General features: G+C 66.0%; 19 protein-coding genes and 2 tRNA genes. 15 read left to right on the forward strand and 6 right to left on the reverse strand.

All coding sequences use genetic code 11. The features are described 5' to 3' along the window. Positions 1 to 271 precede the first annotated feature (271 nt). Positions 272 to 348, reverse strand: a tRNA-Asp gene (locus ACYJP6_RS03555). A gap of 13 nt (positions 349 to 361) precedes the next feature. Then, positions 362 to 437: transfer RNA gene (locus ACYJP6_RS03560), tRNA-Val, on the reverse strand. A gap of 211 nt (positions 438 to 648) precedes the next feature. On the opposite strand from ACYJP6_RS03560, the gene rdgC reads away from it, so the two are divergent. Continuing rightward, positions 649 to 1569 (forward strand): recombination-associated protein RdgC, encoded by a 921-nt coding sequence (gene rdgC / locus ACYJP6_RS03565; RefSeq protein WP_140215142.1) that lies wholly within the window; start codon positions 649 to 651, stop codon positions 1567 to 1569. A 233-nt stretch (positions 1570 to 1802) separates the two neighbouring features. After that, positions 1803 to 2744, forward strand: a complete 942-nt coding sequence (locus ACYJP6_RS03570; protein WP_459473464.1) for a bile acid:sodium symporter family protein — start codon at positions 1803 to 1805, stop codon at positions 2742 to 2744. Here the strand turns inward: ACYJP6_RS03570 and ACYJP6_RS03575 are convergent. Both ACYJP6_RS03575 and ACYJP6_RS03580 read right to left on the reverse strand, forming a co-directional pair. After that, a complete protein-coding gene (locus ACYJP6_RS03575; RefSeq protein WP_459473466.1) occupies positions 2694 to 5150 on the reverse strand; it encodes a putative bifunctional diguanylate cyclase/phosphodiesterase in 2457 nt (818 codons plus the stop codon). The genes ACYJP6_RS03570 and ACYJP6_RS03575 overlap by 51 nt on opposite strands. 173 nt (positions 5151 to 5323) lie before the next feature. Further along, positions 5324 to 5890 (reverse strand): GNAT family N-acetyltransferase, encoded by a 567-nt coding sequence (locus ACYJP6_RS03580; RefSeq protein WP_459473468.1) that lies wholly within the window; start codon positions 5888 to 5890, stop codon positions 5324 to 5326. Positions 5891 to 6048: 158 nt separating this feature from the next. Between ACYJP6_RS03580 and ACYJP6_RS03585 the strand changes: the two genes are divergently transcribed. The 4 genes from ACYJP6_RS03585 (at position 6049) to ACYJP6_RS03600 (ending at position 11794) form a co-directional block, all read left to right on the forward strand. After that, positions 6049 to 9519: a hybrid sensor histidine kinase/response regulator gene (locus ACYJP6_RS03585; protein ID WP_459473470.1), complete on the forward strand. Its 3471-nt coding sequence runs from the start codon at positions 6049 to 6051 to the stop codon at positions 9517 to 9519. A 574-nt stretch (positions 9520 to 10093) separates the two neighbouring features. Continuing rightward, the gene (rfbD, locus tag ACYJP6_RS03590; protein ID WP_459473472.1) at positions 10094 to 10972 is read left to right on the forward strand and encodes a dTDP-4-dehydrorhamnose reductase; all 879 of its coding nucleotides are present in this window, start codon (positions 10094 to 10096) and stop codon (positions 10970 to 10972) included. Positions 10973 to 11069: 97 nt separating this feature from the next. Next, the gene (locus ACYJP6_RS03595; RefSeq protein ID WP_459473474.1) at positions 11070 to 11351 is read left to right on the forward strand and encodes a DUF3509 domain-containing protein; all 282 of its coding nucleotides are present in this window, start codon (positions 11070 to 11072) and stop codon (positions 11349 to 11351) included. Positions 11352 to 11368: 17 nt separating this feature from the next. Then, a complete protein-coding gene (locus ACYJP6_RS03600; protein ID WP_459473476.1) occupies positions 11369 to 11794 on the forward strand; it encodes a hypothetical protein in 426 nt (141 codons plus the stop codon). A gap of 125 nt (positions 11795 to 11919) precedes the next feature. On the opposite strand, the gene ACYJP6_RS03605 is transcribed toward ACYJP6_RS03600, so the two are convergent. Next, positions 11920 to 12207, reverse strand: coding sequence for a DUF3509 domain-containing protein (locus tag ACYJP6_RS03605; RefSeq protein WP_007159080.1), 288 nt, complete (start codon positions 12205 to 12207; stop codon positions 11920 to 11922). A 332-nt stretch (positions 12208 to 12539) separates the two neighbouring features. Here ACYJP6_RS03605 and ACYJP6_RS03610 point away from each other — a divergent pair, with 332 nt between their 5' ends. The 6 genes from ACYJP6_RS03610 to ACYJP6_RS03635 all read left to right on the forward strand — a co-directional run bounded on the left by ACYJP6_RS03610 (position 12540) and on the right by ACYJP6_RS03635 (position 19027). Further along, the gene (locus tag ACYJP6_RS03610; RefSeq protein WP_145005504.1) at positions 12540 to 12935 is read left to right on the forward strand and encodes an ElaB/YgaM/YqjD family protein; all 396 of its coding nucleotides are present in this window, start codon (positions 12540 to 12542) and stop codon (positions 12933 to 12935) included. A gap of 15 nt (positions 12936 to 12950) precedes the next feature. After that, positions 12951 to 13343: a phage holin family protein gene (locus ACYJP6_RS03615; RefSeq protein WP_145005501.1), complete on the forward strand. Its 393-nt coding sequence runs from the start codon at positions 12951 to 12953 to the stop codon at positions 13341 to 13343. Further along, complete coding sequence (locus tag ACYJP6_RS03620; protein ID WP_459473479.1) at positions 13340 to 13687, forward strand: hypothetical protein; 348 nt, start codon at positions 13340 to 13342, stop codon at positions 13685 to 13687. Before ACYJP6_RS03615 ends, ACYJP6_RS03620 begins: the two co-directional genes overlap by 4 nt. Before the next feature lie 104 nt (positions 13688 to 13791). Beyond that, positions 13792 to 14970, forward strand: coding sequence for an EAL domain-containing protein (locus ACYJP6_RS03625; RefSeq protein ID WP_459473481.1), 1179 nt, complete (start codon positions 13792 to 13794; stop codon positions 14968 to 14970). Positions 14971 to 15064: 94 nt separating this feature from the next. Continuing rightward, complete coding sequence (locus ACYJP6_RS03630) at positions 15065 to 16396, forward strand: deoxyguanosinetriphosphate triphosphohydrolase (RefSeq protein WP_459473483.1); 1332 nt, start codon at positions 15065 to 15067, stop codon at positions 16394 to 16396. 9 nt (positions 16397 to 16405) lie between these two features. Next, on the forward strand, positions 16406 to 19027 hold the full coding sequence (locus ACYJP6_RS03635; RefSeq protein WP_459473484.1) for a ligase-associated DNA damage response DEXH box helicase: 2622 nt from the start codon (positions 16406 to 16408) through the stop codon (positions 19025 to 19027). On the opposite strand, the gene ACYJP6_RS03640 is transcribed toward ACYJP6_RS03635, so the two are convergent. Next, complete coding sequence (locus ACYJP6_RS03640) at positions 18981 to 19832, reverse strand: CvfB family protein (protein ID WP_459473486.1); 852 nt, start codon at positions 19830 to 19832, stop codon at positions 18981 to 18983. The two genes, ACYJP6_RS03635 and ACYJP6_RS03640, sit on opposite strands and share 47 nt — an antisense overlap. A 256-nt stretch (positions 19833 to 20088) precedes the next feature. Here ACYJP6_RS03640 and ACYJP6_RS03645 point away from each other — a divergent pair, with 256 nt between their 5' ends. The 3 genes from ACYJP6_RS03645 to ACYJP6_RS03655 all read left to right on the forward strand — a co-directional run bounded on the left by ACYJP6_RS03645 (position 20089) and on the right by ACYJP6_RS03655 (position 21236). Next, positions 20089 to 20298, forward strand: a complete 210-nt coding sequence (locus ACYJP6_RS03645) for a cold-shock protein (protein ID WP_007159089.1) — start codon at positions 20089 to 20091, stop codon at positions 20296 to 20298. Positions 20299 to 20406: 108 nt separating this feature from the next. Next, entirely contained in the window at positions 20407 to 21060 is a 654-nt protein-coding gene (locus ACYJP6_RS03650) for a hypothetical protein (RefSeq protein WP_459473487.1), read from the forward strand. Positions 21061 to 21086: 26 nt separating this feature from the next. Then, positions 21087 to 21236, forward strand: coding sequence for a hypothetical protein (locus ACYJP6_RS03655; RefSeq protein WP_186309169.1), 150 nt, complete (start codon positions 21087 to 21089; stop codon positions 21234 to 21236). Positions 21237 to 21302 lie beyond the last annotated feature (66 nt).

Raw genomic sequence — 21302 nt, forward strand, 5'->3', positions numbered from 1 at the left:
CTACAGTGCATACCTGCTTCGTAGGTTGGGTTGAGACAACCCCACCACCGTCGCCGCCCAACTACAGTCGTAGGGTGGAAAACCGCGCAGCGTTTTCCACGTGTCCAGGCGCATGCTCGACCCGCCTGTTGGCAGATCGCTCGACAGGAGCGCGGGGAAAGAAAGGAAGGTACCAGACGACACGATCAGAAAAATCGCGCCCAAACGAAAAAGCGGCCACTAGGGCCGCTTCTCGATGGTTGTTGGCGTTCAGGACCAGACAACCCTTAAATGGCGCAGCGGACGGGACTCGAACCCGCGACCCCCGGCGTGACAGGCCGGTATTCTAACCGACTGAACTACCGCTGCGCATTACCTCGAGTGGTGGGTGATGACGGGATCGAACCGCCGACCCTCTGCTTGTAAGGCAGATGCTCTCCCAGCTGAGCTAATCACCCGTTTGCTCTCGAAGTGGGGCGCATTCTACGGAGGGGTTCCCTACCTGGCAACCCCTTTTTGAAAAAAAATTTTCCAGCACTTCCAAAGGCTTAGCGCTACCCGCCGGCGCGACTTGAGAAAGCGCGCATTCCCGACGACCACCGCGATCCGGGGTTGGCCTAGGAGGCGGGCGGCGCGGATAATGCGCGCTTCGTTTTTGGGAGTGACACCATGTGGTTCCGTAATCTGCTCGTCTACCGTCTCACCCAGGAAGTCGCCTTCGAGACCGAAGCCCTCGAAGCCGCCCTCGCCGCCAAGCCGGCGCGCCCCTGCGCCAGCCAGGAACTGTCCACCTACGGTTTCGTCGCCCCCTTCGGTAAGGGCCCGGACCTGCCGCTGGTGCATGAAAGCCAGGGCTTCTTCCTGATCGCCGCGCGCAAGGAAGAACGCATCCTGCCCAGCAGCGTGGTCAAGGAGGCCGTGCAGGAGAAGGTCGACGAGATCGAGACCCAGCAGATGCGCAAGGTCTACAAGAAGGAGAAGGAGCAGATCAAGGACGAGATCGTCCAGGCCTTCCTGCCACGCGCCTTCATCCGTCGCCAGACCACCTATGCCGCCATTGATCCCAAGCAGGGCTGGATCCTGGTGGACGCCTCCAGCGCCAAGCGCGCCGAGGACTTGCTCTCCACCCTGCGCGATGCCCTCGGCTCGCTGCCGGTGCGCCCGCTGGGCGTCAAGCAGGCGCCCATGGCCACCTTCACCGACTGGGTCAAGGCCGGTGACGCCACCCACGGCCTCTACATCCTCGACGAGTGCGAACTGCGCGATGCCGGCGAAGACGGCGGCGTGGTGCGCTGCAAGGGCCAGGACCTCACCAGCGAAGAGATCCAGAACCACCTGGGTGCCGGCAAGCTGGTCACCAAGCTGGCGCTGGCCTGGCAGGACAAGCTGGCCCTGCTACTGGACGACAAGGTCACCATCAAGCGCCTCAAGTTCGAGGACCTCTTGCAGGACCAGGCCGAGCAGGACGGTGGCGAAGACGCCCTCGGCCAGCAGGACGCCAGTTTCGTGCTGATGATGATGACCCTGGCGGAATTCCTGCCACAGCTGATCGAAGCCCTGGGTGGCGAAGAGTTGCCCCAGGGGCTATAAGCTCTCCTAAAGCCTGCTCAAAGGCTCGCGAGCTAGAGACAAACAAGGCGGAAATGCCTGAGGAAGCGGATCGGACTCGCGCTCGAGTTTACGAGTGGTAAATGAGCATTCCGACCGGGCTGGCGACCCAGGGCATTTTCAACGCCGTTTGGCCGACGCGCAGCAGACTTTGAGCAGGCTCCAAGGCTGGCGCAGACCGGCCTTTTTTTTGCCCATTTGAAAAGGAGTTTGCCATGCGTGCCCTGGCCGCCTTCAGCCGCTTCGTCGGCAATACCTTCGCCTTCTGGGTGCTGTTCGCCGCCCTGCTGGCGTTCTTCGCCCCCGAGGTGTTCAAGCCGCTGAGCGTGGCCATCGTGCCGCTGCTGGGGGTGATCATGTTCGGCATGGGCCTCACCCTCAAGCTCGAAGACTTCGCCGCCCTCGGCCGGCATCCCTGGCGGGTGCTGCTGGGCGTGGTGGCGCACTTCGTCATCATGCCCGGGGTGGCCTGGGCGCTGTGCCAGCTGTTCCACCTGCCGCCGGAAATCGCCGTGGGCGTCATCCTGGTCGGGTGCTGCCCCAGCGGCACCGCCTCCAATGTCATGACCTGGCTGGCCAAGGGCGACCTGGCGCTGTCGGTGGCCATCGCCGCGGTGACCACCCTGCTCGCTCCCCTGCTGACCCCGGCGCTGATCTGGCTACTGGCCTCCACCTGGCTGCCGATCTCCTTCGCCGGGCTGTTCTGGTCGATCCTGCAGGTGGTGCTGCTGCCCATCGCCCTGGGCCTGATCGCCCAGCGGGTACTGGGCAATCGCGTCGGCGCCCTGGTCGAGGTGCTGCCGCTGGCCTCGGTGATCAGCATCGTGGTGATCGTCGCCGCGGTGGTGGCCGCCAGTCAGGCGCGTATCGCCGAATCCGGCCTGCTAATCATGGCGGTAGTGGTCCTGCACAACGGCTTCGGTTTCCTGCTCGGCTATCTCACCGGCAAGTTCTGCAAGCTGCCGGTGGCCCAGCGCAAATCCCTGGCGCTGGAAGTCGGCATGCAGAACTCCGGCCTTGGCGCCGCCCTGGCCACGGCGCATTTCTCACCGCTGGCGGCGGTGCCCAGTGCCCTGTTCAGCGTCTGGCACAACATTTCGGGCGCGCTACTGGCCACCCTCTTCCGCCGCTTCAAGGACGACGGCTCCCGCCCCTGAGGCCTCGCGCCAGACCTGCCGGACCAGTGCCTGGCAGGTGTCCTCGGTGAAGGGCTGCGGCCGAGCAACGCCATAGCCTTGAGCGTAGTCGACCCCCAGCGCGCCGAGAGCCGCGATCACTGCATCGTTTTCGGCGAATTCGGCGATGGTCTTCTTGCCGGTCAGGTGTCCGAGCTGGTTGATCGCCTCCACCATGGCGCTGTCCACGGCGTCTTCGAGCAGGTGGCGGACGAAGCTGCCATCGATCTTCAGGTAGTCCACCGGCAGGTGCTTGAGGTAGGTGAAGGAGGACATGCCGGCGCCGAAGTCGTCCAGGGAAAAGCGTACCCCCAGGCCGCGCAACTCTTCCATGAACTGCCGCGCCGCATCCAGGTTGGCCACCGCGCTGGTTTCGGTGATCTCGAAGCAGATCCGCGCCGGCGCGATCCGCCAGTGCTGCAACTGCTGCTTGACGAAGGCCGCCAGGCCGACCTCGCCGAGGGAGTGCCCGGACAGGTTGATGGCCAGGGTATCGAGCAAGCCAGCCGGCAGTTCGGCGAAGCGCGCCAGGGCCGCGGCGATCACCCAGCGGTCCAGGTCCGGCATCAGCCCGTAGCGCTCCGCCGCCGGGATGAAGGCACCCGGCGCGATCAGCCGGTCGCCCTCCTCCAGCCGCATCAACACCTCCACATGGCGATCCGCCGCGGTCTGGTCGCCCAGGCCGAGGATCGGCTGGACGTACAGCCGGAACCTGTCCTCGTCCAGTGCCCGGTGCAGACGCTGCACCCAGGTCATCTGGTCATGGCGCTGGTCCAGCTCCACATCGCCCGGGGCGAACACCTGGATGCGATTGCGCCCCTTGTCCTTGGCCGCGTAGCAGGCCAGGTCCGCCAGCCGCAGGGCCTCCTCCGGTGCCAGCCGCTGGCCGCCGAGGTGCACCACGCCGATGCTCAGGCCGACCCGGAAGCCCTGGCCGGCCGCCTCGAACTGCAGGGTCCCCACGCAGCAGCGCAGACGCTCGGCCACCGCCTCGGCCTCGGCCGGCGCGCGCTGCTCCAGCAGCACGCCGAATTCGTCGCCGCCCAGACGGGCCAGGCAATCGCCTTCGCCCAGCTGGCTGTCTAGCAACTCGCACAGCTGGCGCAGCAGCCGATCGCCATGGAAATGGCCGGAGGTGTCGTTGACGATCTTGAATTGATCGAGGTCGATGAACAGCAGCGAGGCGCATTCCAGCTCCTCGCGCGCCAGCAGCCGCTCCAGGCGGGTCTCGAATTCACGGCGGTTGAGCAGACCGGTCAGGGCGTCGTGGCTGGCCTGCCAGGCAAGATCGCGCAGGAAGGCGCGCTCGCGGGTCTGGTCGTGCAGCACCAGCACCACCCCGGTTCCCGCTTCGCCGCGTGGCAGGGGGGTCACGGTCAGGGCCACCGGGATGCGCAGGCCGTCGGTGCGCACCAGTTGATGGGCCAGGAGCTCATTGCCCGCGAGCCAGTCCTCGCTCAGCAATCGCTCGGCCAGGGGTCGCGTCGAACCCGGCTGGCCCTCGGTCTGGATATCGAACAGCTGGGTCACGGGGGTACCGGCGGCGAGCCCCGTCCGTTCGAGCAAGCGCTCCGCGGCCGGATTGTGATAGAGCAACCGCCCCTGGCCATTCAGCGCCAATACCGCATCGCCGATGGCGGCCAGGATGACCTGCATGTGCTCCTTCTCGGCCTGCAGCGCCTGCTCGGAACGCCAGCGCTGCTGCACCAGGCTGTGCATGCGCCAGATGGCCAGGAACACCAGCAGCGCCCCGACCAGGGCGTTGGCGATCAACAGCGCCCTGACCAGTTCACGCGAGGCCACCCCGAGGCGCTCCGAGAAGGCCACCGTCTCCGGCATCATCCGATCATGCAGGTCCAGCAGTTGGCGCTTCAACGGAATCAGCGCCGGTCCCGGCCCCTGCAGCCGGATCAGCTCGAAGCCGGTCCGGGCCAGGGCCTGGAATTCGTCCATGTAGGGGTCGGTGATCTGCCAGCGGGCGATCACTCCCTTGAACGGCTCGACCTGGCGAGCCAGGCGGAAGAGCCTGATGAGGCCGTCGATATCGGCCGGATCGTTGCCGGCCAGGCGCAGCAGTCGCGCAGCCTCGGCATGACTGCCACCGGCGTCCAGCTCCTCGCGCGCGGCGCGGTCTAGGTCATTGACGCTGATGGAGGCGCGATAATCCTGGTAGGACTGCAGGCGACCCTCGTCGAGATAGGCGCCCAGCGACAGCATGGCGTTGCCCAGGCTCTTGCTCCACAGGCTTTCCGCGGTGACATAGGCGCGCACCGTCGACAGCACTTGCAGGCTGACGATGGCGACCAGCGCCTGGCAGGACAGGATGATGACGAAGGGCCAGACGACCCGAAGCGTGCGCAAGGCAGAGGAAGGCGACAGTGGAGACATACAGCGATCCGCGAAAGAGACAGGCGAATTCTTGCCATTGAGCAGAGATGTCGGCCGGGTCGCGGAAAACTGATGAGAGGGAAACCACGTGCGCTGGAATAACGGCGCCAAAGGAGCGACGCAGACCGCTCGCGTCCTGAACCTGGCCGACGAACGGTAGCTATACCCCGTGACTAGCTGAAGGTCGCCTCCAGGCGTGCCTTCACCTCGGGCCATTCGCGGTCGGTGATGCTGTACATGACGGTATCGTCCAGGCGCCCGTCCGCCAGCCGCCGGTGATGGCGCAACAGGCCTTCGCGGACGGCGCCGAGCTTCTCGATGGCGGCCTGGGACCTCAGGTTGGTGGCTGCCGTCTTCAGCTGCACCCGCACCAGTTGCCAATGCTCGAAGGCGTGCCGGAGCATCAGGTACTTGATGCTGCCGTTGAGGCCACTGCCGTGCTGCTCCTGGGCGAGCCAGGTCCAGCCGATCTCGGCGGCTGGCAAGGCCGGCAGGAAGTCGGCGAAGCGGGTGGTGCCGACCAGCCGATCGGCCAGGCGCACGGCGAAGGGCAGTGCCCGCCCCTCGCGTTGTTCGGCCAGCGCCTGGCGGTACCAGTCCGGCCGCAGCGGGCCGCTGAGGTAATGCAGCGCCTCGCGATTGCGCTCGGCCAGGCTGACCAGCTCCAGCACGTCGCTCTCCGCCAGGGGATCCAGGCGCAGCGCACCACGTTGCAGGGAAATGGGCTGCGCTTGGAACATGACACTCTCTCTCGCTCGAATCAGCCCGCCAACCTAACAGGGCCGGCCGCCCGGCTCAACACCATGTCGCCCCGCCACCCGCCAGACCTGACGTCCGGCGCCCCAAGGTGCGACACTTTGCCCGGGCGCGACGGGCGCCTGGAATGTCTGGAGTCGCCATGTCCCTGCCCAGCGGACTCATCATCAGCGTCACCCTCGGCTACCTGGCCCTGCTGTTCGGCATCGCCTTCTACGGAGATCGCCGACCGCCGCTGCGGCCGCGCCTGCGCGCCTGGGTCTACAGCCTGTCCCTGGCCGTCTATTGCACCAGCTGGACCTTCTTTGGCGCGGTCGGCCAGGCCGCTGACCAGCTCTGGTCCTTCCTGCCCATCTACCTGGGCCCCATCCTCTTCCTGCTGCTGGCGCCGCAACTGGTGAAGAAGATGGTGCTGATCAGCAAGAAGGAGAACATCACCTCCATCGCCGACTTCATTGCCGCCCGCTACGGCAAGTCCCAGACCCTGGCCATCGTGGTGGCGCTGATCTGCCTGGTCGGCGTGCTGCCCTACCTGGCCCTGCAATTGAAGGGCATCGTCATCGGCGTCAACCTGCTGACCGGCATCAACGCCGAGACCCAGGGCACCCGCGCCCAGGACACCGCGCTGTTCGTCTCCCTGGTGCTGGCGCTGTTCGCCATCCTCTTCGGGACCCGCAACCTGGACGTCACCGAGCACCATCGCGGCATGATGCTGGCGATCGCCTTCGAGTCGCTGGTCAAGCTGGCCGCCTTTCTCGCCGTGGGGCTCTGGGTCACCTACGACCTGCACGAGGGCTTCGGCGATCTGCTCGCCCGCTCGCAACAGGCCCCCCAGTTGCACGATTACTGGCGGGAGACCCTCGACTGGCCAGGCCTGCTGATCCAGACCGGCGTGGCCTTCATCGCGGTGATGTGCCTGCCACGCCAGTTCCATGTCACGGTGGTGGAGAACACCGACACCCGGGACGTCAACCTGGCGCGTTGGGTCTTCCCGCTGTACCTCGCCCTGGCCGCCCTCTTCGTCATCCCCATCGCCCTGGCGGGCCAGCTGCACCTGCCCGGCGGCGTGCTGCCGGATTCCTTCGTCATCAGCCTGCCGCTGGCCCAGGACCGACCGGGGCTGGCGCTGCTGGCCTTCCTCGGCGGCGCCTCGGCGGCCACCGGCATGGTGATCGTCGCCTGCGTGGCGCTCTCGACCATGGTCTCCAACGACATCGTGCTGCCCTGGCTGCTCAAGCGTCGCGGCCAGGTGGAAAGTCCGCACGAGGTGTTCAGCCACTGGATGCTCACCGTGCGCCGCGCCAGCATCGTGGTCATCCTGGTGCTGGCCTACTGCAGCTATCGGCTGCTGGGCTCCAGCGCCAGCCTCGCCACCATTGGCCAGATCGCCTTCGCCGCCATCGCCCAGCTCGGCCCGGCCATGGTCGGGGCGCTGTTCTGGAAGGCGGCCAATCGCCGCGGCGTCTTCGCCGGCCTCACCGCCGGCGCGCTGCTCTGGGGCTACCTGATGGTGCTGCCGGTGGTGGCCGCCAGCCTGCAGTGGCCACTCGAAGCCTTCCCGGGCCTGGCCTGGTTCGAACGCCCCAGTGGCGACCGCACCCTGCAACCCACCACCGTGGGCGCCCTCGCCTCGCTGGCCGGCAACTTCCTGCTGTTCGCCCTGGTGTCCCTGCTCTCGCGTACCCGGGTCTCGGAATACTGGCAGGCCGGGCGCTTCATCGCCCAGTACGCCCTGCCCAAGCCGCGCAACCGCGCGCTGCTGGCGGTCAAGCTGGAAGACCTGCGCCTACTCGCCGCCCGCTTCGTCGGTGACGAGCGGGCGCGCCTGAGCTTCAGCCGTTTCGCCGAGCAGAGTGGCCTGACCTATCACCCCGGCATCAATGCCAACAGCGAATGGATCGCCCAGACCGAGCGACTGCTGGCCGGGGTGATCGGCGCTTCCTCGGCGCGCGCCGTGGTCAAGGCGGCCATCGAAGGCCGCGACATGCAGGTCGACGACGTGGTGCGCATCGCCGACGAGGCCTCGGAGGTGCTGGAATTCAACCGGGCGCTCCTGCAGGGCGCCATCGAGAACATCTCCCAGGGGCTCAGCGTGGTGGACCAGTCGCTGCGCCTGGTGGCCTGGAACCAGCGGTACCTCGAATTGTTCGACTACCCCGACGGCATGATCCAGGTCGGTCGCCCCATCGCCGAGATCATCCGCTACAACGCCTTGCGTGGCCTCTGCGGCCCGGGGGATCCCGACGAGCACGTGGCGCGCCGGGTGGAGCGGATGCGCCAGGGCATTCCCCACACCTCGGAACGCACCTTTCCCAATGGCCGGGTGATCGAACTCATCGGCAGCCCCATGCCCGGGCGCGGCTTCGTCATGAGCTTCACCGACATCACCGCCTTCCGCGAGGCCGAGCGCGCCCTGCGCGAGGCCAACGAGGGGCTGGAGCAGCGCGTCGAGGAACGCACCCGCGAGCTGTCCCAGCTCAATCAGGCGCTGGTCGAGGCCAAGGCCCATGCCGAGGCGGCCAACCAGTCCAAGAGTCGCTTCCTCACCGCCGTCAGCCACGACCTGATGCAACCCCTCAGCGCCGCCCGGCTGTTCACCGCCGCCCTCGCCCACCAGGACGGCCTGACCCACGAGGCCCAGGAACTGGTGCGCAACATGGACAGTGCCCTCAGATCCAGCGAGGACCTGATCGCCGACCTGCTGGACATCTCGCGCCTGGAGAACGGCCGGATCCTGGCGGCGCCGGCGCCCTTCGCCCTGGCTACCCTGTTCGATGCCCTAGGGGTCGAATTCATGGCCCTGGCGCGGGACCAGGGCACGACGCTGCGCATCCGGGGCAGCCAGCTGGTCGTCAACAGCGACAGCAAGCTACTGCGCCGGGTGCTGCAGAACTTTCTCACCAACGCCCTGAGGTACGCCCATGGCCGGGTATTGCTTGGCGTGCGCCGCCAGGGGCACAGCGTGAGCCTGGAGGTCTGGGATAGCGGTCCCGGCATCCCACCGGACAAGCTCGGCCTCATCTTCGAGGAGTTCAAGCGCCTGGACAGCCACCAGACCCGCGCGGAGAAGGGCCTGGGCCTCGGCCTGGCGATCGCCGACCGCCTCTGCCGGGTCCTCGGCCACGAACTCTCGGTGCGCTCCTGGCCGGGGCATGGCAGCGTCTTCAGCGTCCGGGTGCCCCTGGCGCCCGCGCTGGCCATCCAGGCGGCCGCCGCCAGCGAAGCCAGCCAGCCCCTGCCGGGGGATCCGGTACTCTGCATCGACAACGAGGACAGCATCCTGCTGGGCCTGCGCAGTTTGCTGGGGCGCTGGGGCTGCCAGGTCTGGACCGCGCGCAGCCGGGAGGAATGCGTCCTGCTGCTGCAACAGGGCGTGGTACCGCGGCTGCTGATCGTCGACTACCACCTCAGCGATGCCGACACCGGCCCGGACGTCGCCGAATGGATCCGCGAAGAACTGGGCCAGGATATCCCGGGCATCGTCATCAGTGCGGATGGCCGCCCGGAATGCCTGGCCAAGGTGCGCCAGGCCCGCCTGGACTTCCTACCGAAACCGGTGAAGCCGGCCTCGCTGAGGGCACTGCTGAGCCGGCAGCTGGCGCTCTCCGGCTGAAGCCAGTAGCAGCGAACGTAGGCTCGGGCGCAGGGACCCGCCCGGCCCTTTCGTTCAGCGTCGATTAAGGTTGGCGGGCTGGCCTTTCCCCGAACAATCCACAGCTTCTGTTGATAACTTTGTTGAAAACGTGGTGGAAAAGAACGCGGAGCCTTGCTCTGCGGGCCCCCTGAACAAGTTGATCATTTTTTGAACACTTTAATAAGTTCAATGTTATCAACAACTTAATTCAATAGAGCGATTTCAGGTGGCGAAATCCCCTGCTTGAAAGGGGCTTGACAAGCGCTAGCACAGGTTGTGCACAACTCGCTGGGAAACAGACCAGCGGAAACCTGTCGGTTGTCGCACGATTGTCAAGTATTCGTGAAGGCTATTTTTCCGACGCCCCGGAAAAGGGCTGGCGGGATACGAGCCCTTGGCTAGAGCCACCGACCAGCCAAGCGAGCAGGCGAAAGGCTAGCCTTGTACTGCGCCGGTCATCGGGTAGACTGCGGCTTTTGCTCAGGGCTGTCGTGGCGACGCCCACCTGTCACCAGGCATGGACGCGCCAGCCCTTCTGGAATAGCTCAGTCACATGAACGTCTTCATCGCGGGTCAACACGGACAACTTTCTCAAGCGCTGCAGACGCTGCTGGCCCCCAAGGCCCAGGTCACCGTCGTCGGCCGCGCCCAGGTGGATTTCACCCAGCTGGACGCCCTCTATGAACGCGTCCTGGCCGCGCGCCCTGACGTCCTCATTAATGCCGCCGCCTATACCGCCGTGGACGCTGCAGAAAGCGACGCCCAGACCGCCACCCTGATCAACGAACAGGTGCCGCTGGTCTTCGCCCGGGCGGCGCAGCGGCTGGGCATCCCGCTGGTGCACTACTCCACCGACTACGTCTTCGACGGCCTCAAGCAGGGCCGCTACGAGGAAGACGATCCCACCTGCCCGCTCAACGTCTATGGCCGCACCAAGCTGGCCGGCGAGAATGCGGTACGGGAAAACGCCGAGCGCCACTTCATCCTGCGCACCAGCTGGGTCTATTCCTGGCAGGGCAACAACTTCCTGCGCACCATGGTGCGCCTGCTCAGCGAGCGGGACGAACTGAACATCGTCGACGACCAGGTCGGCGCGCCCACTTGGACCCGCACCATCGCTGACGCTACCGAGCGCCTGCTGGCCTGCAGTGGCGAGCAAGAACTCTGGGGCACCTATCACCTGACCGCCAACGGCACCTCCTCCTGGTTCGGTTTCGCCGAAACGATCGCCGAGCGCCTGCGCGAAAGCGGCCAGTTGAAAGCCCGCCTCAACCCGATTCCGAGCAGCTCCTACCCCACCCCGGCCTACCGGCCCGCCAACTCCCGCTTGTCCACCGCCAAACTGGCGGCAGTACTGGGCCAGCCATTGCCGGAATGGCAAACGGCCTTCGCCCAGTGCTGGGACGAGCGCGAACCTCAGGTGAGCGGCTGAAACGGGCCGTCGGTCATACTTCTGAGCTTAGACCCAGAACTACCCCGGCCCCTCGAAGTCAATGGCTCTGACCCCGCTCACGCCAGTCAGGTACGCCATGGACAACCCTTTCCAACTCATCGCCGCGGCTTTCGAGCATGACTTCCGGGTCAATTTCCGCATCGAGCGACTCGACGGCAGCGTCAGCCTGACGCTGTCGGATGACAGTGGCGTCAAGGTGAAGCGGTTGATCAGCAAGCAGCAATTGCACGACCACACCCGTCTGGCGCGGCTGATCGACAGCATTCGCCTCGGCATCGCCATCGACGAAGGCCATGGCGTCACGGCCCTCCTCGCCGGCGGCAATAGCAACGTGAATCGGCTGTCGGTCGCGAACTGAGCAGGAGCTAACGTCCCATGGAAGGCATGACCAGCAGTCTCGCGCGGACGGCGAGTCCCGTCGCCCGCTTCGATGACGTGACACCGGCCATGGCCGGTGAACTCATCGGCACCTCCCTTTACCAGCTAACCTGTGCCCGCCTCGACGAGCAGCTGGCACCGCTCAAGGTTTGGCCGACGCTGCCGGACCGGACCGGGCGTTTTTCCTTCAGCCTGCTGGATAGATGTGGACGCATCCTCTACCGCTCGCCGGCTTTGCGCCAGGCACTGTATCGGGAAGAGGAACTGCTCAATGGGGTCATCGCCAGTGCCCGGCAGGCGGCCGTGCAGGCTGGCCAGGGCTTTCCGTCCTGGGGCGTGGTGGACGTGGCTTGCCCGATGTATGCCTTGCCCGCTACCGAACTACCCTGCGCGGGCTGTCGGCTGCTCAAGTGCAAGAGCTAGATAATCGACTGGGAAATAACCGCTAAACGCTTGTTTGTATTCTCTAATCTTCAACGTTCGAGACCAACGAATGCGGGCGCATCCGTACTGCAAGTCTCGAGCTGAAGTCTTTTACCGCTACTGCCTTACTCGGAATATCTCAGCATGTTGGCGCCAGTGGCGCGCAGCACGGCCATCGATTGCGGCGCCAGCGCCCCGGCCCGCAGCGACACATCCTTGCGGACTTCGTCGATCACGGTCTTCAGCAGTTGGCTTTCGCCGAGCTGACGGGCGCTGACCACCCGATTCACCCGTGCGTCATCACACTGCTGATCCTGCACCGTCAGCACGATACTACCGTCAGGGCGAGGCGCCGTGACCGAGCATTTATAAGTACTGAAAGCGGCAGTCAGTCTATCTATGGCGTTTTCCATTCTTCCCCCTCTTATTTGTCTAGAAGTGCATGGATGATCAAATACGACGCAACTGACAGTGATAGAAACAGCAAAGTTCTAGGCCACTACTTGAATAAGACGACCGTTGGCGCTAGTGCGCCGTTTTGTGATGCAGCGCTGTTAATGGCAAGAGCCGCGGAACTTTCGGCTCGACGAAATCGCCGCCTGGCTTGCCAACCGGCCTGGCCGGACGGCTGTCGTTGATGGCTTTGCCAGAGCGCGCGAGAGCTGCGTCACAACGCGGAACCTTTGCTCCGGGCCTTCACTCGAAAGGCCTGAAACGGATACCCATTGCCTATCAGGAGCGCGCCATGACCGACAAAATCTCTCCCGTGATCAAAGACGAGCTTGCCAGCGGGATCGATGAGCAGGCCCATAAGCAGAATGCCGAGCGGGTTCGTCGTCATCTGGGCGAAGCCGAGCAGGCGCTGACCGACGAATTCCACACCCTGCTGGCCGATGCCGAGCAGTTGCTCAAGCACACCGCGAGCGTGGCGGGTGAGCAGGCAGATGAGCTGCGTGCCAAGCTGAGCTCCAGCCTGGAACGCTCCCGCGAAGTTCTCAAGGACAAGCAGGGCGATCTCTATCGTCAGGGTGTCGCGGCCAAGGAGACCACCGAGGAATACGTGGTCGACAATCCCTTCAAGGCCCTGGGCATCGCCGCGGGCGTCGGTTTCCTGATTGGCCTGCTGGCCTCGCGCCGCTAAGCCTGGGGGAACGCCATGGACACCTCCTCCCCTCCACGCGAGCTGCCGGACGAGGCACCCAAGCCTTCGGTCAAGCGCCTCGCCGGCGCCGTGGTAGGACTGCTGCAGAGCCATCTCGAATTGCTGGGCATAGAGGTACAGGAAGAGAAGGTTCGCACCTTCCAGCTGTTCCTCTTTACCGGCCTGAGCCTGATCTTCGGTCTGCTGGTGCTGGTCGGCGTGTCGGCGGCGATCATCATCGCCTTCTGGGATACCTACCGCATGACCGCGACCCTGTCGCTGTGCGGTTTCTATGCCGTGGCCCTGATCATCTGCATCCTGCGGGCCCTGAGCCTGGTCAAGGGTGCCGCACCCTTCCACGCCACCCTGGAAGAACTCAACCGCAACCGGGAGCGCCTTCTGCCATGAGCCAGCCGCTGACTTCCGCTACCACCCGTGAAAAACGCAAGGAACTGGTGCGACTGCGCATGGAGATGTATCGCCAGCAGCTCATCTACAACGCCCAGCCCCTGCACAATCCCATCAGCCTCATCGGTGATTTGGTCAGGCCCAACAAGGGCAAGGTCGCCAGTTCGGCGAAGAAACCATTGATGCTGGGGGCCACGGTGTTCCTGTCGCTGTTCGGCAAGCGCCTGGGCGCGGTCGGCCGGCTGGCGCGCATCGGCCTGGCGCTCTACCCGCTGGTCAATCGCCTGCAGAATCGCCATCGCGAACAGCAGCAGGCGGACCATCCGCTGCCGCCACCCCGCTAGCGACCGACGGCTCCCCAGGGAGCCGTTCGCTTATCTGGCACCCTTATCGCATGGCTTAAGCCCTTGCGCTCGCATCCAGCGTTGCCATTGATAAGGATCCGCTCGTGCTCCAAGGCCAGCCCGTTGCCTTCTTCCAACCCTTCATCGATACCGCGACCGGGCGGATCGCTGGCGTCGAAGCCCTCGGCCGCCTGCGCCAGGCGGATGGTACCTACCACTCCGTCGGCCCGCTGTTCGGCGATCCGCACACCTCCACCGCCGACCTCCTGCAACTCGACCGCACCCTGAGGGACAGCGCCCTGCAGCGCTTCGCCGCGGCCCCGGATGACTGGTTCCTCAGTCTCAACCTCTCACCGCGCTGGATCACCCAGCTGGAAAGCGGCGCCACCCTGCCCAGCCTGCTGCAGCTGGAAAAATCCGGTATCGCGCCGACGCGCGTGGTCTACGAGATCACCGAGGCGGCCGGTGACCTGCCCCGCCTGGCGCAAGCCGTGGCCCGCTATCGGGAACGCGGCATTCGCATCGCCATCGATGACTTCGGTTCCGGCTATTCGCAACTCGATCGGGTGCTGGACCTGCAACCGGACATCCTCAAGCTGGACATGCGCCTGTTCCAGGACGCCGCCCGCGGCGGCACCCGGGGCGAGGCGGTCAAGGCCCTGGCGCAGATGGCGGAGAAGACCGGCTGCTGGCTGATCGCCGAAGGGGTCGAGACCGAGACCGAGCTGGACTTCGCCCTGGAGTGCGGGGCGCGCTACGTGCAGGGCTTCCTGTTCGCTCAGGCCACCCATGACCTCGACGCCAGCGACCGGCACCAGGCGCGTTTCGCCGCCCTGCGCACCCGCTTCGTCGACGGCAAGCTGGCCCAGCAGACGCGGCTACTGGAACTGCGCCAGCGGCTGGCCGAATTCGTCACGCGGCTCAAGCCCTGGGCGGAACAGGGCGGCCCCCTGAGCGCCCTGCCCGATCCCCACGCCTTTCCCGGCCTGCTGCGCATCTACCAGTGCGACCGCGCCGGCACCCAGATCACCCCCAACCTGGAGTGGAATGGCATGTTCTGGCGGGAGAATCGCCGCTACCTCAACCACAACTGGTCCTGGCGACCCTACTTCTACGCCCTGCTGGCGGAGGGCTGGAACGAACGCCGGCTGGCGCTCTCCTCGGTCTACCGGGATGCCACCACCAACCAGTATTGCCTGACCGCCAGCCAGTTCCTCGAAAGCGGCCAGCGCCTGCTGCTGATCGACCTCGACGCGAGCCAACTGCCGGGCTTTGCCAAGTAAGGGGTGATGATCGTATGTTGCCGAGGTCAGAACGCAGAGGCGCCTCGGTTCGACCGGTGGCGCTCCCCTTATCGATGATCGCTCGAGGATGGCCTTGGACTGGCAGACACTTCTTATCCGCGAACGGCTGGGCAAACCCCTGCACAGCCCGGATGAACTGGGGCGCAGCCCCTTTCACAAGGACCACGACCGCATCATCTTCTCCGGCGCCTTCCGCCGGCTGGGTCGCAAGACCCAGGTGCATCCCGTCACCAGCAACGACCACATCCATACCCGCCTGACCCATAGCCTGGAAGTCAGTTGCGTCGGTCGCTCCCTGGGCATGCGGGTGGGCGAAAGCCTGAGGGGCGCCCTGCCCGAGTGGTGCGACCCGAGCGATCTGGGCATGGTGGTGCAGTCCGCCTGCCTGGCCCACGACATCGGCAACCCGCCCTTCGGCCACTCCGGCGAAGACGCCATCCGCTACTGGTTCACCCAGGCCGCCGGGCGCGGCTGGCTGGACGACATGAGCGAGCCGGAGCGCCAGGACTTCCTGCACTTCGAAGGCAACGCCCAGGGGTTCCGGGTGCTCACCCAACTGGAGTACCACCAGTTCGACGGCGGCACCCGCCTGACCTACGCCACCCTCGGCACCTACCTCAAGTATCCCTGGACCTCGCGCTACGCGGCGGCGCCGGGCTACAAGAAGCACAAGTTCGGCTGCTATCAGAGCGAGCTGCCCCTGCTGGAGCAGATCGCCGAGAAGCTCGAATTGCCCCTGCTCGGTCCCGAGCGCTGGGCGCGCCATCCCCTGGTCTACCTGATGGAGGCCGCCGATGACATCTGCTACGGCCTCATCGACCTGGAAGACGGCCTGGAGATGGAGTTGCTCGACTACGCCGAGGTCGAGGCCCTGTTGCTGGGGCTGGTGGGCGACGACCTGCCGGAGACCTATCGGCAACTGGGTCCGCGCGACTCCCGCCGGCGCAAGCTGGCCATCCTGCGCGGTAAGGCCATCGAGCACCTGACCAACGCCACCGCCCGCGCCTTCGTCGACCAGCAGGACGCCCTGCTCGCCGGCACCCTGGGCGATGACCTGGTCGAGCACATGGCCGGACCGGCCAAGCTCTGCGTGCAGCGGGCCAAGGCCCTGGCGCGCGAGAAGATCTTCCACGACAAGCGCAAGACCCTGCACGAGATCGGCGCCTACACCACCCTGGAGATCTTGCTCAACGCCTTCTGCGGTGCCGCCCTGGAACAGCACCGCGGCCGCGAGCCCTCGTTCAAGAGCCGGCGCATCCTCGACCTGCTCGGCAACAGCGCTCCCGATCCGTCCTGGACGCTGCACCAGGCCTTCATGCGGGTGATCGACTTCATCGCTGGCATGACTGACAGCTACGCCACCGCCATGGCGGCCGAGATGACCGGGCGTTCGAGCCCGGTCTGAGGAGCGCAGATGGCCACCGCTACGCGAACGCGCAAGGGGCCGGGCAGTCGCTGGCTCGCCGCCCAGGGCTGGAAGGCCTTTCCCTTCCAGCGCGAGGTGGCCCAGGCCATCGCCGCCGGCGAATCGGGACTGCTGCACGCCACCACCGGCTCGGGCAAGACCTATGCGGTCTGGCTCGCCGCCCTGGACGCCTTCGTCGCGCCCAAGCCGATTACCGCCAAGGGGCTGCCCAGCAAGCGCAAGCAGGCCCCGCCGCCGCTCACCGTACTCTGGCTGACCCCCATGCGTGCCCTGGCGGCGGACACCCTGCGCGCCCTGGAGCGTCCGGTCCTCGAGCAGGAACTGGAGTGGACCCTCGGCCTGCGTACCGGCGACACCAGCAGCAGTGACCGGGCCAAGCAGAATCGCCGCCTGCCGACCGCCCTGGTGACCACACCGGAAAGCCTCTCGCTGCTGCTGTCCCGCGAGGATGCCCAGGAAGCCTTGGGCAGCATTCGCCTGGTGGTCATCGATGAATGGCACGAGTTGCTCGGCAACAAGCGCGGCACCCAGACGCAACTGGCCCTGGCCCGCCTGCGCCGCTGGAATCCAGGGCTGCAGACCTGGGGCCTGTCGGCGACCCTGGGCAACCAGGCGCACGCCCTGGACGTGCTGCTGGCGGGCGCCCCTGGCCACTTGGTACAGGGCCGGCAGGACAAGCGCCTACAGGTGGATACCCTGTTGCCCGAGGGTGGGGTCGAGCGGTTCGCCTGGGCTGGCCATCTCGGCATGCGCCTGCTGCAGCAGGTGATCCGCGAACTGGAAGACAGCCCCACCACCCTGGTCTTCACCAATACCCGCGCCCAGACCGAACTCTGGTACCAGGCCTTGCTGCAGGCGCGGCCGGACTGGGCCGGGCTGATCGCCCTGCACCATGGCTCCATCGAGAAACAGGCCCGCGAATGGGTGGAAGCCGGCCTCAAGGACGGCCAGCTCAAGGCGGTGATCTGTACCTCCAGCCTGGACCTCGGGGTGGACTTCCTGCCGGTGGAGCGGGTGCTGCAGATAGGCTCGCCGAAGAGCATCGCCCGCCTGTTGCAGCGGGCCGGCCGCAGTGGCCACGCGCCCGGGCGGGCCTCCCGCGCCACCCTGGTACCGACCTACAGCCTCGACCTGCTGGATGCCGCCGCGACCCGCCGCGCCATCGCCGCTGGCGAGATCGAAGCCCGCAGCGCACCGTTGAAGCCACTCGACGTTCTGGTGCAGCACCTGGTGACCGTGGCCCTGGGGGGCGGCTTCCAGCCGGACGACCTGCTGCCGGAGATTCGCAGCGCCTGGGCCTACCGCGACCTCAGCGAGGGCGAATGGGCCTGGGCCCTGGCCTTCGTCCGCACCGGGGGCGCCTCGCTGTCCGCCTACCCGGACTATCGCCGTGCCGAGCCGGATGCCGAGGGCATCTGGCGCGTGCCCGACAAGCAATTGGCCAAGCGCCACCGCCTGGGCATCGGCACCATCGTCAGCGAGACCAGCCTCAACGTGCAATTCTGGTCCAAGGGGGGTGGCGGCAACCGCCTCGGCAACATCGAGGAAGGCTTCATCGCCCGCCTGCGACCCGGCGATCATTTCCTCTTCGCCGGCCGCACCCTGGAGCTGGTGCGGGTGGAGAACATGACGGTCTACGTGCGTCGCGCCAGCGGCCGCAAGGCGGCCATCCCCCGCTGGAGCGGCAGCCGCATGCCGCTGTCGGACACCCTCGCCAAGCATGTCCTGGCGCTGCTCGAAGACGCCGAGGCCAATCGCTACGAGAGTCCGGAACTGCGCCTGCTGCAACCGCTGCTGGACATCCAGCGCCAGTGGTCGGCGCTACCCAGTGCCCACTATCTGCTCGCCGAAACCCTCGAATCCCGTGAGGGTTCGCACCTGTTCCTCTATCCCTTCGCCGGGCGCCACGCCCACCTGGGTCTGGCCAGTCTGCTGGCCTGGCGCCTGGCGCAACGGCGGCCCTGCACCTTTTCTATCGCCGTCAACGACTACGGCCTGGAACTGGTCTCGCCAGTCAGCCTGGAATGGGAGCACCTGCTCGATGCCAGTCTGTTCAGCACCGACGACCTGGTCAGCGACACCCTCGCCAGCCTCAATGCCGCCGAACTCGCCCAGCGGCGCTTTCGCGAGATCGCGCGTATCTCCGGGCTGATCTTTTCCGGCTATCCCGGCGCCCACAAGAGCAACCGGCAGCTCCAGGCCAGCAGCAGCCTCTTCTACCAGGTCTTTCGCCAGTACGATCCGGACAACCTGCTGCTCGGCCAGGCCCAGACCGAGGTGCTGCGCCAGGAACTCGATGCGGACCGGCTCCAGCAGACGCTGATCCGTACCGGCGCCCTGCCCTTGCGCCTCATGGCGCTGGAACGCCCCTCGCCCTTCGCCTTGCCGCTCATGGTGGAGCGACTGCGGGAAAGCCTGAGTTCGGAAAAGCTGGCGGATCGCATCACCCGCCTGGTCGGCGACCTCGAACGCGAGGCCGGCCCGGACGAACGCGCCCGCGCCTTCGACCCCGAATCCCTGGTACAGCCGACCCACGACAGCGACCTCACCCCACGTCGGTCGGCTAGTCCGCGGCGTCCTCGCGTACAGAAATCCGGTCGTCCTCGATGACGATTCGGCCCTGGCGGTAGAGATGACCGATGGCCTTCTTGAAGTTGCCCTTGCTCACGCCGAACAGCTGATGGATCAGCGCCGGCGGGCTGGCATCGCTCACCTCCAGCACGCCGCCGCGAGCCTTGGCCAGGCCGAGGATCTGCTCGGCCAGATCGGCTCCGGCCGCCGCGCCCTGGGGCTGCAGCGTCAGGCTGATCTTGCCGTCGGCGCGCACCTCGCGGATGAAGCCGCGCTCGCGTTGCCCCGGCCGTAGCGGCTTGAAGGCCTCGTTGCGGTGCACCAGGCCCCAATGCTTGTTGTCGACGATCACCTTGTAGCCCAGGTCGGTCTGCTCGACCACCAGCAGCGGCACCGGCTGGCCAGCCTTGTAGCGCGCTGGCTCGCGGTCCAGGTAGCGATCCAGCCGCGCGGTGGCGACGATCCGCCGGGTACGAGCATCCAGGTGCACGTGCACCACGCAGTGGTCACCCACCTGCAGCGGCCGCTTCTCTTCGGAATGCGGCAGCAGCAGGTCCTTGGGCAGGCCCCAGTCGAGGAAGATCCCCACGCGACCGACCTCCACCACGCGCAGGCTGGCGAAGCCGCCCACCTGCACCCGCGGCTTCTCGGTGGTGGCGATCAGGCGGTCCTCGCTGTCCAGATAGAGGAAGACATTGAGCCATTCGCCCTCGGCGCAGGATTCGTCGCGAGGGGCATAGCGGCGTGGCAGCAAGACCTCGCCATCGCTGCCGGCATCGAGGAACAGACCGATGGGCGTGTTACGCAAAATTTGCAAGCTGTTGAAGCGACCCAACAAGGCCATGAAGGCAGACTCCTGTAGAAAGCTGACCATTTTACCGCGCCCATCAAAGTCGCTGTCTTGATAGCGAAAATTCACCGTAAAAACAGTCGCACGGGGTCACGGAAAGGGTTAGAGTGCCCGCACTGTGTTGCTCGTGTACCGAAAATCGACCTGGTTCGTCTCGATCCACTTTACGGCTCGGTTCTTTGACTCTTTGCACTCAGTCGCGGCCTGGGCGGTCCAGTGCCGTTGTCCAACTTTGTTCAAGGAGAAATCCATGTCTACTCGCCAAACTGGCACCGTCAAGTGGTTCAACGACGAGAAAGGCTTCGGCTTCATCACCCCCCAGAGCGGCCCGGACGTCTTCGTTCACTACCGCTCCATCCAGGGTAACGGCTTCAAGAGCCTGCAAGAAGGCCAGGCTGTTTCCTTCCTGGTCGTGCAAGGCCAGAAAGGCCTGCAGGCCGATGAGGTGCAGGTGATCTAATCACCCGCCTTCTCGAAAAAGCCCAACCCCTCGGTTGGGCTTTTTTTTGCTCGGACGCCAGCCCCGCGCTGCCAGTCGCTATCGCTACCTAGGGATGAGGTGCGTTTCATGAAAAACCTAGCCGCTCTGTTCTGCTTGCTCCTGCTCGCGGGTTGCGCCGCCTTCCCGGGTGACGAGCTCTCCTCCCAGCCCTTTCGTGCGCCTGCCAACGAGCAACAGCATCGTCCCAACGTCCTGGTGGAATTCAACTTCTACCGCGGCGAAGCCCAGGCCAAGGACGCCACCTCTATCGCCGTCGCCCGCGAAGGCCTGAAACCCAGGCTGCGCGAGGTACTGGAGCGCTCCGGCCTGTTCGAACGCATCACCCTGGTACCGGAGCCGGGCAAGCCCGACGACGCCCTGCTGCGCCTCAAGCTCTACAACGACACCTCCTACGCTGCCGCCATCGCCAGCGGCCTGATCACCGGGGCGACCTTCTTCCTGGTACCGGGTACCGCGAAGGACGACTACGTGCTCACCGCCGAATGGCTGGCGCCCGGCAGCCAGGCACCCGAGCGCGCGCGAAACGCGGCCTCGGTGCGCACCTGGATGGGCATCTGGTTCCTGCCCCTGGCCGCTAGCCATGCGGCGGGACCGGCCATCGAAGAGACCTTCAGCCGACAGGTGAACGATGCGCTGAAGCAATTGCAGGCCAGTGGCGCCTTCGCCGACCGCTCCTCGCCAGCCGGGAACGGTGTCGCGTCGGGGCAGGTCACACCTTGACCGGCAATCATGCAGACGAGGATCCCATGGCCGAAGAACAGCGCAAAGCCGACGAACGCAAACTGCCCAAGGACGAGAAGCCCCTGCGCAGCGAGCACGCGAAGACCGACGACGGACGCAACCCGCCCTCGCCCAACAGCCCCGACCGGACCAAGGACGCCACGGGCTACAACTGATCCCACCGTTTTCAGAACGACCGCCACGGCGGTCGTTTTTCTTTGGCCAGGCGCTGCGCCTGGGGT

It is taken from the genome of Pseudomonas sp. No.117, from assembly GCF_054558395.1.

Excerpts from the sequence above, each read along its gene's own strand:
- ACYJP6_RS03580 (WP_459473468.1), bottom strand. The coding sequence starts at position 5,890 with ATGTTCCAAGCGCAGCCCATTTCCCTGCAACGTGGTGCGCTGCGCCTG.
- ACYJP6_RS03635 (WP_459473484.1), top strand. The coding sequence starts at position 16,406 with ATGGCCACCGCTACGCGAACGCGCAAGGGGCCGGGCAGTCGCTGGCTC.
- ACYJP6_RS03620 (WP_459473479.1), top strand. The coding sequence starts at position 13,340 with ATGAGCCAGCCGCTGACTTCCGCTACCACCCGTGAAAAACGCAAGGAA.
- ACYJP6_RS03645 (WP_007159089.1), top strand. The coding sequence starts at position 20,089 with ATGTCTACTCGCCAAACTGGCACCGTCAAGTGGTTCAACGACGAGAAA.
- ACYJP6_RS03640 (WP_459473486.1), bottom strand. The coding sequence starts at position 19,832 with ATGGCCTTGTTGGGTCGCTTCAACAGCTTGCAAATTTTGCGTAACACG.
- ACYJP6_RS03575 (WP_459473466.1), bottom strand. The coding sequence starts at position 5,150 with ATGTCTCCACTGTCGCCTTCCTCTGCCTTGCGCACGCTTCGGGTCGTC.
- ACYJP6_RS03570 (WP_459473464.1), top strand. The coding sequence starts at position 1,803 with ATGCGTGCCCTGGCCGCCTTCAGCCGCTTCGTCGGCAATACCTTCGCC.
- ACYJP6_RS03615 (WP_145005501.1), top strand. The coding sequence starts at position 12,951 with ATGGACACCTCCTCCCCTCCACGCGAGCTGCCGGACGAGGCACCCAAG.
- rfbD (WP_459473472.1), top strand. The coding sequence starts at position 10,094 with ATGAACGTCTTCATCGCGGGTCAACACGGACAACTTTCTCAAGCGCTG.
- rdgC (WP_140215142.1), top strand. The coding sequence starts at position 649 with ATGTGGTTCCGTAATCTGCTCGTCTACCGTCTCACCCAGGAAGTCGCC.
- ACYJP6_RS03595 (WP_459473474.1), top strand. The coding sequence starts at position 11,070 with ATGGACAACCCTTTCCAACTCATCGCCGCGGCTTTCGAGCATGACTTC.
- ACYJP6_RS03650 (WP_459473487.1), top strand. The coding sequence starts at position 20,407 with ATGAAAAACCTAGCCGCTCTGTTCTGCTTGCTCCTGCTCGCGGGTTGC.
- ACYJP6_RS03600 (WP_459473476.1), top strand. The coding sequence starts at position 11,369 with ATGGAAGGCATGACCAGCAGTCTCGCGCGGACGGCGAGTCCCGTCGCC.
- ACYJP6_RS03655 (WP_186309169.1), top strand. The coding sequence starts at position 21,087 with ATGGCCGAAGAACAGCGCAAAGCCGACGAACGCAAACTGCCCAAGGAC.
- ACYJP6_RS03585 (WP_459473470.1), top strand. The coding sequence starts at position 6,049 with ATGTCCCTGCCCAGCGGACTCATCATCAGCGTCACCCTCGGCTACCTG.
- ACYJP6_RS03610 (WP_145005504.1), top strand. The coding sequence starts at position 12,540 with ATGACCGACAAAATCTCTCCCGTGATCAAAGACGAGCTTGCCAGCGGG.
- ACYJP6_RS03605 (WP_007159080.1), bottom strand. The coding sequence starts at position 12,207 with ATGGAAAACGCCATAGATAGACTGACTGCCGCTTTCAGTACTTATAAA.